The following is a 10,137-nucleotide window of genomic DNA, read 5'->3' as shown; positions in this document are numbered from 1 at the left end:
TGGCGTGGCAGCGGAGGCGGCCGGCACGGAAGCGGCCAGGGCAGGCACAGGGGGCACGGCGGACGGACGCGGCATGAAATGCCAGGCCAGCGCGGCCGTGACCACGGCGCCGGCCAGCACGCCGCCCGCCACATGCGGCCAGCGCAAGCCCGCAACGCGTGGCGCGCCGGCGCCCGCCTCGGCAAACACTTCCTCGGCGGCACGGTGCAGTATCTGGCGCGTCACCTGCGGCTGGTTTTCCACGTAGGCGCCCAGCAGCGCGCGGTCGCACAGCAAATTGATGCGGCGCGGCACTCCATGACTCAAGGCATGGATCTGCGCCATCAGGCGCGGCCCGAACGGCGTCTGCGCCGTGCCGCCCGCCACGGCCAGGCGGTGACGGACATAGCTGGCCGTTTCCTCGGCCGTCAGCGAACCGAGGTGATAGCGGGCAATCACGCGCTGCGCCAGCTGCTCGAGTTCCGGCCGCGCCAGCATGGCGCGCAATTCCGGCTGGCCGATCAGTATGATCTGCAGCAGCTTGCGCTCGCTCGTCTCCAGGTTGGTCAGCAAACGCAGCTGCTCCAGCACGGCGGCGGACAGGTTTTGCGCTTCGTCAATGATCAGCACATTGTTCTTGCCCTGCGCATGGCTGGCCAGCAGGTACGCATTGATGGCGTCGACATAGCCTTTCACGCTGGCCACGCCGGGCGCCAGGGCGATGTGGAATTCCTCGCAGATCGAATGCAGCAATTCCTCGACAGACAGTTTCGGATTGAAGATATAGGCGAGCTGGCAGTTTTCCGGAATCTGTTCCATGAAGCAGCGGCACACGGTGGTCTTGCCGGCGCCGATTTCCCCCGTCAGCAGCACGAAGCCGCCGCCGCTGCCCACGCCATACAGCAAATGCGCCAGCGCTTCGCGGTGGCGCTCGCTCATGAACAGGTAGCGGGGATCGGGGGCGATCGAGAACGGCGATTGCTTGAGCTGGAAATAATGCGTGTACATGGAGACCCTGCGGATGAAACGATCAAAATGCGCGGCGGCAAGCCGAACCCCTCATCGGGTGCGGGCGGGCGGCAACGGCTTGTATTTGGCGCAATAGACTTTCGCCTTGCTGCGGAAGTAGACGATTTTACTGCCAGGCACGGAACCGCGGACGGGAAAGGCAGAATTGTCGAGTTTATTGAAACGCAGGCCGGAAGCGCCGCGGATGGCCGGTTCCAGCTTTTCCGGCGTCGAGTCCGCCACCACGCCCATAAAGACGAGGGGGCTGGTGTCGTCGCTGACGATCACGTCGGTAATGGGCGCGCCCCACAGGGTGGCGTCCGTGCGGAACCAGTAGGCGCCCCCTTCATGCTTGTAGGCCGGACCGAAGGCCGTCAGCAGATAGGCATAGAAAGCCTTGTTGTCGATCTGGTCGATGCACAGCACGGCATTGCCCACCACTTGCCCGAAGGTGGACGGCGGCGCCTTTTGCTGCGCCAGCACGCCGGACGCGGGCGTACCCAAGGCCAGCAGGGCGAACGCCGCCAGCAGGGCCGGCGAACGCCACGGGCGCGTCAATGAACGGCGCACGCGCATGCTCAGCGCTTGCGCTCTTCTTGCCTGCCCATCCCCGCTTCCGCCTTCATGGTCTTGGCCGCTGCCTTCTTGGCTTCCTTCTTGCTGTCCTGTGCCTTGCTCATTATCAACTCCATGCCTGGGCGGAAATGCCTGGGCCATTATGACACTCCCCCATGAAAATGCCACCCGAAAAGCAAAACGGCCGCACAAGGCGGCCGTTCCAGTCACGCGTCAGCGCTCTCAGTGCAGGCACAGGCGGCGGCGCGTCTTTTCGATCAGCGCCGCATCGTAGGGATACAGGTTCTCGATAAAGAACAATTCCGTTTCCGCCTCGTCTTCCAGGCACATTTCGATCATGACGGGACCATCGCTTTCGCGGCCCAGGAAATCCTTCGGCCAGCGGTTCTTGCGGTGCGTGCGCATCAGTTCCATGCCCAGCGCGGCCAGCGGCGCGGACACGCCGGCGGCCAGCGCCTCTTGCTGCCAGTCGTCCCAATATGCGCTCTTTGCTGCCTTGTCGTTCATCATGCTCTTCCAACTCAGGTGTAAAAGGCGGACTTTACTCTTCATGGCATCCCTTGCCAAGCATGCATACAAGCAACAGCGCAACACCAGACACAGACCAGTCGGAAAAAATTGGCATTAAACAAGGCCAATTTCAATACCATTCCCAACAGGGAAAATATCCTTTATTAACAAACACTTGCAATCTCACCTTCGGGCATGGCGCGGCATCGCGCACGTCATTTATTAATACCACTTAAATACCTGTTGACAAGCCATCGAGGCGACAATATAGTGCCTTCAGCTTTTTCGCCGCCCGAGAAATAAAAGAACCGAGACAGGCGCAATCAACCAAACGCGGGGCTGCATAACATGATCGAATACATAATCGGCGTCGACGGCGGGGGCAGCGGCACCCGCGTACGCCTGGCGCGCCTCGACGGCCAGGAACTGGCGCAAGGACAAAGCGGCCCTTCCGGCCTGGGCCTGGGCATCGAACGGGCCTGGACGTCCGTGGCGCATGCCGTCACCCTGGCCTTCCGCACGGCCGGCCTGGAACAGCCGCCCCTGCAGCGCATGGCCATCGGCCTGGGCCTGGCCGGCGTGCACAATAAACAGTGGGCCGCCAGCTTCATCGAACACAATCCCGGCTATGCCGCCGTCGCGCTCGAATCGGATGCCTTGACCACCCTGCTGGGCGCGCACGCGGGCCAGCCTGGCGCCATCGTGGCCATCGGCACGGGCAGCGTGGGCGAAGTGCTGCATGCGGACGGCAGCCGCCACGAAGTGGGCGGCTGGGGCTTCCCCTCCGGCGACGAAGCGGGCGGCGCCTGGATCGGCATGCGCGCCATCAACCACGTGCAGCAGGTGGTCGACGGGCGCGTGCCCGGCAGCGCCTTCGCCACGGCCGTCATCGACGCCTGCGGCGGCCAGCGCGACGCCATGCAGGTGTGGCTGGCGGCCGCCAGCCAGACCACCTTCGCGCAACTGGCGCGGCTGGTGCTGGAACACGCGGCCACCAATGTGGTGGCGCGCGCCATCCTGGTCGATGCGGGCCAGCAGATCGCCCTGATCGCCAGGGCCCTCGACCCGGCCGGCACCTTGCCCGTGGCCCTGTGCGGCGGCCTGGCGGCGCCCTTGTCGGCCTACCTGCCGGCGGATCTGTTGCAACTGGTCGTGCCGGCACAGGGCGACTCGGCCGCAGGCGGCCTGCGCCTGATACGCAAGCACTTGCAGGAGCAGTGACCATGCTGGCCAAACTGTCCGCCTTCAAACCCAATCCCGCCAGCGACACGCCGCTCTACATGCAGCTGGCGAACATGCTGTCGGACGGCATCGCCAGCGGCGACTGGCGCGCCAACCAGGCATTGCCCTCGGAGCGCGTGCTGTCGGAAATCCTGGAAATCTCGCGCGTCACGGCGCGCAAGGCCATCGACATGCTGTGCGACCGGGGCATGCTGACGCGCAAGCGCGGCTCGGGCACCTATATCACGCCCAAGCTGGAACAGCCGCTGTCGCGCCTGACGAGCTTTTCGGAAGAACTGCGCCAGCGGGGATTCACGGCCGGCTCGCGCTGGCTGCAGCGCGATATCGGCGCGGCAGCGCCGCTGGAGCTGCTGTCGCTGGGCCTGTCGCCGCATGTGCCGGTGGCGCGCCTGCGCCGCCTGCGCACGGCGGACGAAGTGGTGATGGCGATCGAGACCACCACCATCCCTGCGCTGTACATGCCGGACCCGCAGCAGGTCACCGATTCGCTGTACGGCTACCTGGAGTCGCGCGGCACCATCCCGATGCGCGCGCTGCAGCATATCCGCGCCGTCAACGCCACGGCGGAACAGGCCAAGCTGGCCAATATCAAGACGGGTGAAGCCATGCTGCACATCACCCGTGTCAGTTATCTCGACAACGGCGCGGCGGTGGAACTGACCCACTCGTATTGCCGCAGTGATTATTATGAATTCGTAGCGGAGTCGCGCAGATGAGCAGCACTATCAAAGGCAATATCCTTACCCCAGGCGGCTGGATCCACGGCGCCATCGCCTTCGGCGAGCGGGTCGACAGCATCACGGGCAAATCCATCCATCCGTCGCACAACGGCGACGATTACATCCTGCCCGGCTTTATCGACCTGCACGTGCATGGCGGCGCCGGCAAGGACATCATGGAAGGCGGCGAAGCCGTCTACACGATCGCGGCCATCCATGCGCGCCACGGCACCACCAGCCTGCTGGCCACCACCATGACGGCGCCGCCGGAAGACATCGACATGGCCCTGACGGCCATCGGCGCCGCCGCCAAGGACCGCCGCCCGAACACGGCGCGCGTGCTGGGCGCCCACCTGGAAGGCCCGTACATCAATTCCGGCAAGCTGGGGGCGCAGCCCAACTACGCGCGCGCCGCCACCCTGGCCGAAATCGAACGCCTGCAAACCCTGGCCAGGCTGCGCGTCATCACCGTGGCGCCGGAAATCGCCGGCCACCTGGAGCTGGTGCGCTCGCTGGCCGACGCCGGCGTGCGCGTGCAGATCGGCCACACGCTCGGTTCGTATGAAGACGGCGTGGCCGCGCTGGAGCATGGCGCCGTGGGCTTCACGCACCTGTTCAACGCCATGAGCGGCCTGCACCACCGCGAGCCCGGCATGGTCGGCGCCGCCCTGGCGCACGCCGAATACGCCGAACTGATACCCGACCTGCTGCACGTGCATCCGGGCGCCATCAAGGTGGCCCTGCGCGCCATCCCGCGCCTGTACTGCGTCACCGATTCCACCGCCGCCACCGGCATGCCGGACGGCGAATACATGCTGGGCCGCCACGCCGTGCAGAAATGCATGGGCGGCGTGCGCCTGCCCGACGGCACCCTGGCGGGCAGCACCCTGACCCTGGACCAGGCGCTGCGCAACCTGGTGGGACTGGGATTGGACCTGGCCGACGCGTCCAAGCGCGTGTCGACCAACGCCGCCGATTATCTGGGCCTGGAAGAACGCGGCCGGCTGGCCCCCGGCACTTACGCCGATCTGGTGGTACTCGATCGCGATCTCAAACTCAAAGCTGTGTATATAGAAGGAGAAATCTGTGACCTCAATGATGCTTAAAGAAGCCGTTTCCGCCGCCGAATGCGTCGCCCTGCAACTGGCCAGCGACACGGAACGCTACGCGGAACTGGGCCGCAAATTGAGGAGCACCTCGTTCTCGACCGCGCTGACCATCGCGCGCGGCAGCTCCGACCACGCCTGCAACTACGTCGCCTACCTGATCATGGCGCGCCTGGGCCGCGTCGTCGCGTCCCTGCCGATGTCGCTGGTGACCCTGAACAAGTCGCCGCTGGTGACGCGCGACACCCTGGCCATCTCGATCTCGCAATCGGGCCAGAGCCCCGACGTGGTCGAACCGATCCGCTATTTCCGCGACGGCGGCGCCACCACCGTGGCCCTGGTCAACGACATCGACTCGCCGCTGGCGCACGCCGCCGAGTGGGCCATGCCCCTGCGCGCCGGCAAGGAACAAAGCGTCGCCGCCACCAAGAGCTTCATTACCAGCCTGGTTGCCGGCGCGCGCATGGTGGCCCAGTGGCAGAACGACCCCGAGCTGCAGGCGGGCCTGGAAGCGCTGCCCGAAGCGCTGCTCGAAGCGACCCGCGTCGACTGGTCGCCCGCCATCGACGTGCTGGCGCCGGCCCGCAACATCATGGTCGTGGGCCGCGGCATCAGCTTCCCCGTGGCGCTGGAATCGGCCTTGAAATTCAAGGAAACCTCGGCCCTGCAGGCGGAAGCCTTCAGCGGCGCCGAAATCAAGCACGGCCCGATGGCCCTGATCGAAGACGGCTACCCGCTGCTGATCTTCGCCACGCGCGGCCCGACCCAGGCCGGCCTGCTGCAGCTGGCCACGGAAATGCGCGGCCGCGGCGCCAAGGTCCTGCTGGCGGCCCCCGCCGACGTGGCCGAGCGCGACCTGACCCTGCCCGTGGCGGCCACGCCCGATCTCGACCCGATCGTCGCCATCCAGTCCTTCTACGTGATGGCGGCGAAACTGTCGGCCGCGCGCGGCATGGACCCGGATGCGCCGCGCCACCTGAGCAAGGTCACCAAGACCAGTTAAGCAGTATCCGGCAGTCCCGCCCCCGGCACGGGGCGCGACTGCCGGCAGCAGAACAAGAATATAAGCGACGGCAAGGGCACGTACCCGCGCCGCAGACTCATGGACATTGGAGCCTCGCGCTCCAGGATAAAAATGACGATCAAGAGACTGTTGGCAGCATTTGCCTGTGCGGGCCTGCTCGCGCCGCAGGCATGGGCCGCCGAGAAAATCGAATTCTGGACCTTCAGCATGAAGCCCAAGTTCACGCCGTATTTCAATGCGGTGGTGGCGCGCTATGAGGCGCAGAATCCCGATGTCAAGATCGAATGGATCGACTTCCCGTGGGACGTCATCCAGACCAAGCTGGTCACGCGCATCGTGGCCGGCACGCCGCCCGCGCTGGTCAGCCTGAACGTGCCCTGGGCCGACGAATACGCGCGCGACGGCTTGCTCACGCCCGTCGATGGCCTGATCGCGCAGGCGCGCGCCAGCTACATTCCCAGCGCCCTGGAAGACCTGCGCTTCAAGGGCCGCACCTATGGCTTCCCCATGTACAGCAATGTCGCGGTGATCGCCTTCAATACCGACATCTTCAGGCAGGCCGGGCTCACGCGTGGTCCCGCCAGCCTCGACGAACAGCTGGCGTTCGCGCGCCAGATCGCGCAACGCACGGGCAAGGCCGGCATCGCCCCCGCCCTGTCGAAGATCGACGGCCTGTTCATGCAGCAGGGCCTGGCCGTCATCACCGACAACCGCGCCGTCTTCAATTCGCCGCAGCACGTGGCGCTGGTGCAAAAACTGGCCGACACCTACAAGGCCGGCGGCCTGCTGAAGGAAAGCCTGTTCGCCGAAGATAACTTCCCCGCCGTGATCGACGCCTACAAGGGCGGCCGCCTGGGCATGCTGCTGGCGCCGCCCACGGCCATGCAGCGCATCCGCGGCGACGCGAAAGACATCTACGCCATCACCGACGTGGCGCCCGCGCCGCTGGGTCCGACGGGCATCGCCGATGGCGGCTGGCTCGTGCACTTCGCCATTCCGAAGGGCGTGCCGGCGCGCCTGCTGCCGTCGGTCGGCAAGTTCGCGCGCTACCTGACGAACGACGCCAACCAGCTGGACTTCGCGCGCCAGGCCAGCGTCTTCCCCACCACCGTCAAGGCGGCAGCCGACCCGTTCTTCCTCGCCACGCCGAAGCACGCGGGCGCGGCCGAGAAGGCCGTCGCTGCCGGCGCCCTGTCGATGAACCACTCGCGCACCCTGTACGTGGCCGGCATCGACGACTACGACGAATTGCGCCGCTCGCTGGTGAAAGCCGTCGAGGCGGGCGTGACGGGCAAGCAGGACGTGAAGCAGGCGCTGGACCAGGCCGTCGCCATCTGGAACCGCAAGCTGGCCACCCTGCCGCGCCACTGAGGACACCATGAAACTCGCCCACCGCCATACCCTGCAAGCCTGGCTGTTCCTGACCCCCGCCCTGCTGCTGCTGGCCGCCTTTTCCTTCTGGCCCGTCGGCTACGGCTCCGTGCTGGCCTTCACCGATTACAGCCTGATACGCGAGACGCGCTTCGTCGGCCTCGATAACTTCCGCTACATCTTCAACAACGAGATGTTCGTCTCGGGCTTGAAGAATTCGCTGATGTTCCTGCTGATGGTGCCCTTCGTGCAGGTGGGCGCCATCACTTTGGCCGTGCTGGTGAACAACCGCCTGCCCGGCATCCGCCTGTTCCGCGCCGCCTTCTACGTGCCCGTGGTGACCACCGTTTCCGTGGTCGGCATCATGTGGGGCTTCATGTTCCACGAACAGGGCGCGCTCAATTACGTGATGATGACGTTAAAACTGGTGAACGCACCCGTGGGCTGGCTGACGAACGACAGCCTGGCCCTGTTTGCCGTCATGTTCGTCACCCTGTGGCGCGGCCTGGGCTGGTACATGGTGATGTACCTGGCGGCCCTGCAGGCCATCCCGTCGGACATGCAGGAAGCGGCCATGCTCGATGGCGCCAGCCGCTGGCAGCGCTTCTGGAAGATCACCGTGCCGATGCTGCGCCCCACCATCATGCTGTGCTCCATCCTGTCCGTGCTGGCGGCCCTGAAGGCTTACCAGGAAGTCGACGTGCTGACGCAGGGCGGCCCCATGAATTCCACCTTCACTGCCCTGTACTACGCCTACGACCAGGGCCTCAAGCACCTCAAATTGCCGCGCGCGCTGGCGGCCAGCTTCGTCGTCTCGCTGTTCTGCATCGGCATCGCCCTGCTATGCCTGCGCTATCTCAAACCCAAGCACCGCTGACAGGGGAATGACCATGAAAACCCGTTCCCGCCCCCTGAAAACCCGCTTGCAGCTGCTTGGCCAATATGCGGGCCACTATGCCGTGCTGTGCGCGATCGCCGTCGTCTGCGTCTTCCCGTTCTGGTGGACCCTGGTGACGGCCATTTCCACGGAAGGCAATATCTTCGCCTTCCCGCCCACCTTCTGGCCGAAGGCGCCGTCCTTCGACAACTTCACCGAAGTGTTCCAGGCCATCCCCATCTGGTCGTTCTTCAGGAACTCCGTGCTGATCGCCGTGTTCACCGTGTTCTGGAAACTGCTGCTGTGCTCACTGGCCGCGTATCCGCTGGCGCGCCTGAAATTCCGCGGCCGCAAGCTGGTGTTCGGCCTGATCCTCGCCACCCTGGTGCTGCCGTCGGAAGTGAACTTCCTCGTCAACTTCATCACCATCACGCAAATGAGCCTGGTCGACACCTACACGGGCGTGATCCTGCCCAACGTGGTGACGGCCGTGGCCATCCTGCTGCTCAAGCAGGCGTTCGAAGAAGTGCCGCAGGACCTGATCGACGCGGCCAGGGTCGATGGCGCCTCCGAGTGGGTGATCTTCAGCCGCATCATGCTGCCGCTGATCACGCCGTGGCTGGCCACCGTCGGCATCCTGACGGCTGTCGAATCGTGGAATGAATACATCTGGCCGTCCATCGTCATGAGCAAACCCGATGAATTCCCCCTGTCCGTGGGCGTGCTGTATTTGCGCGGCACCTTCGGCAGCAGCACGCGCGTGGTCGCGGCCGGCACCCTGATCACCATCGTGCCGACCCTGCTGGCCTTCCTGTTCACCCAGCGCTTCTTCATGCGCGGCATGGACGGCGCCGTCAAATGAGCGCCGCCATCGCCACCGACCTGCGCCTGCTGGCCGGGCAGCTGCTGATGACGGGCCTGCCCGGCACCGGGCTCGATACGGCCACGGCGCAATGGCTGCAGCAGAACGGCATCCGCGCCGTCTGCCTGCGCGCGGCCAACGTGCGCGATGCGGCGCAGCTGACGCGCCTGAACGCGGATTTGCGGCGCGCCCTGGGTCCGCAGGCATTGATCGCTCTCGACCTGGCCGGCATGCCGTCCGCCTATCCGGCCTGGCTGCCGCAGCCGCCCGGCGCCATGCAGCTGTGCGCCGTCGGCGACGCGGAACTGGCCAACGGCACGGGCGCGGCGACGGCGCGCGGCTTGCGCGCACTGGGCATCAACTGGCTGCTGGCGCCCCTGCTCAACCTCGACACCGCTGCCGGACAGGCGCCTGGCGCCGCGCACGCGTTTGGCGGCGACCCGCTGCTGGCGGCCGCCATGGCGCAGGCGTGGACGGCGGGCTGCCAGGCCGAGGGCGTGGCCTGCTGCGCCAGGCTGTACCTGCCGCAGCACAGCGCTGGCGGCCCCCTGCCCAGCGTCGACAAGACCCGTTCGCAGCTGGAAGAGCACGATTTCGTGCCGTTTCGCCAGGCCGTCGCGCAGACGGCTTCGATGATGAGCGCGCACGTGGCCTATCCGGCCCTCGACACGCGCCAGCCCGCCAGCCTGTCGCACGCGGTGATGCACGGCCTGCTGCGCCAGCAGTGGGGCTACGGCGGCGTGCTGCTCACGCCAGGCATCGGCGCGCAGGGCGAGCATGTGGGCGCGCGCGCCCTGGCCGCCGGCGCCGACATGGCGCTGCTGGCCGATACCGCGCAGCTGCCGGCCGCGCTGGACGACGTG

The 10,137-nt window shown here is 66.2% G+C and carries 11 protein-coding genes; 8 read left to right on the top strand and 3 right to left on the bottom strand.

Features of this window, described 5'->3' with window-relative positions:
- The 3 genes from GCN74_RS27570 to GCN74_RS27560 form a co-directional block, all read right to left on the bottom strand.
- Window positions 1-987: ExeA family protein (locus tag GCN74_RS27570; protein WP_226939263.1), on the bottom strand; the 987-nt coding region annotated here is incomplete at its 3' end.
- Between the two features lie 51 nt (window positions 988-1,038).
- On the bottom strand, window positions 1,039-1,563 hold the full coding sequence (locus GCN74_RS27565) for a hypothetical protein (RefSeq protein WP_152259614.1): 525 nt from the start codon (window positions 1,561-1,563) through the stop codon (window positions 1,039-1,041).
- Window positions 1,564-1,785: 222 nt separating this feature from the next.
- Entirely contained in the window at window positions 1,786-2,073 is a 288-nt protein-coding gene (locus GCN74_RS27560) for a hypothetical protein (RefSeq protein WP_102296300.1), read from the bottom strand.
- Between the two features lie 348 nt (window positions 2,074-2,421).
- Here GCN74_RS27560 and GCN74_RS27555 point away from each other — a divergent pair, with 348 nt between their 5' ends.
- From GCN74_RS27555 to GCN74_RS27520, 8 genes are all read left to right on the top strand, one after another.
- Window positions 2,422-3,294: a BadF/BadG/BcrA/BcrD ATPase family protein gene (locus tag GCN74_RS27555; RefSeq protein ID WP_152259613.1), complete on the top strand. Its 873-nt coding sequence runs from the start codon at window positions 2,422-2,424 to the stop codon at window positions 3,292-3,294.
- Window positions 3,295-3,296: 2 nt separating this feature from the next.
- The gene (locus GCN74_RS27550; RefSeq protein ID WP_152259612.1) at window positions 3,297-4,031 is read left to right on the top strand and encodes a GntR family transcriptional regulator; all 735 of its coding nucleotides are present in this window, start codon (window positions 3,297-3,299) and stop codon (window positions 4,029-4,031) included.
- Window positions 4,028-5,140 (top strand): N-acetylglucosamine-6-phosphate deacetylase, encoded by a 1,113-nt coding sequence (gene nagA / locus GCN74_RS27545; protein WP_152259611.1) that lies wholly within the window; start codon window positions 4,028-4,030, stop codon window positions 5,138-5,140. Before GCN74_RS27550 ends, nagA begins: the two co-directional genes overlap by 4 nt.
- Window positions 5,130-6,143 (top strand): SIS domain-containing protein, encoded by a 1,014-nt coding sequence (locus tag GCN74_RS27540; RefSeq protein WP_152259610.1) that lies wholly within the window; start codon window positions 5,130-5,132, stop codon window positions 6,141-6,143. The genes nagA and GCN74_RS27540 overlap by 11 nt, the downstream gene beginning before the upstream one ends.
- 132 nt (window positions 6,144-6,275) lie before the next feature.
- Entirely contained in the window at window positions 6,276-7,535 is a 1,260-nt protein-coding gene (locus GCN74_RS27535; RefSeq protein WP_152259609.1) for an ABC transporter substrate-binding protein, read from the top strand.
- Between the two features lie 7 nt (window positions 7,536-7,542).
- Window positions 7,543-8,412: a carbohydrate ABC transporter permease gene (locus GCN74_RS27530; RefSeq protein WP_152259608.1), complete on the top strand. Its 870-nt coding sequence runs from the start codon at window positions 7,543-7,545 to the stop codon at window positions 8,410-8,412.
- A 13-nt stretch (window positions 8,413-8,425) separates the two neighbouring features.
- Complete coding sequence (locus GCN74_RS27525) at window positions 8,426-9,274, top strand: carbohydrate ABC transporter permease (RefSeq protein WP_226939262.1); 849 nt, start codon at window positions 8,426-8,428, stop codon at window positions 9,272-9,274.
- On the top strand, window positions 9,271-10,137 hold an 867-nt coding region (locus tag GCN74_RS27520; RefSeq protein ID WP_319633491.1), incomplete at its 3' end, for a glycoside hydrolase family 3 N-terminal domain-containing protein. The genes GCN74_RS27525 and GCN74_RS27520, both read left to right, overlap by 4 nt.

The sequence above is a fragment of the Janthinobacterium sp. FT14W genome, from assembly GCF_009208755.1.
In the GTDB taxonomy this organism is placed as follows: domain Bacteria; phylum Pseudomonadota; class Gammaproteobacteria; order Burkholderiales; family Burkholderiaceae_D; genus Janthinobacterium; species Janthinobacterium violaceinigrum.
The sequence above is the reverse complement of the archived record's forward strand: the minus strand, read 5'-3'. Positions and strand labels throughout refer to the sequence as shown.

Bases quoted from the DNA above. Each gene is read 5' to 3' on its own strand.
- GCN74_RS27555 (WP_152259613.1), top strand. From the start codon at position 2,422: ATGATCGAATACATAATCGGCGTCGACGGCGGGGGCAGCGGCACCCGC.
- GCN74_RS27525 (WP_226939262.1), top strand. From the start codon at position 8,426: ATGAAAACCCGTTCCCGCCCCCTGAAAACCCGCTTGCAGCTGCTTGGC.
- GCN74_RS27530 (WP_152259608.1), top strand. From the start codon at position 7,543: ATGAAACTCGCCCACCGCCATACCCTGCAAGCCTGGCTGTTCCTGACC.
- GCN74_RS27540 (WP_152259610.1), top strand. From the start codon at position 5,130: ATGATGCTTAAAGAAGCCGTTTCCGCCGCCGAATGCGTCGCCCTGCAA.
- GCN74_RS27565 (WP_152259614.1), bottom strand. From the start codon at position 1,563: ATGCGCGTGCGCCGTTCATTGACGCGCCCGTGGCGTTCGCCGGCCCTG.
- GCN74_RS27550 (WP_152259612.1), top strand. From the start codon at position 3,297: ATGCTGGCCAAACTGTCCGCCTTCAAACCCAATCCCGCCAGCGACACG.
- nagA (WP_152259611.1), top strand. From the start codon at position 4,028: ATGAGCAGCACTATCAAAGGCAATATCCTTACCCCAGGCGGCTGGATC.
- GCN74_RS27535 (WP_152259609.1), top strand. From the start codon at position 6,276: ATGACGATCAAGAGACTGTTGGCAGCATTTGCCTGTGCGGGCCTGCTC.
- GCN74_RS27560 (WP_102296300.1), bottom strand. From the start codon at position 2,073: ATGATGAACGACAAGGCAGCAAAGAGCGCATATTGGGACGACTGGCAG.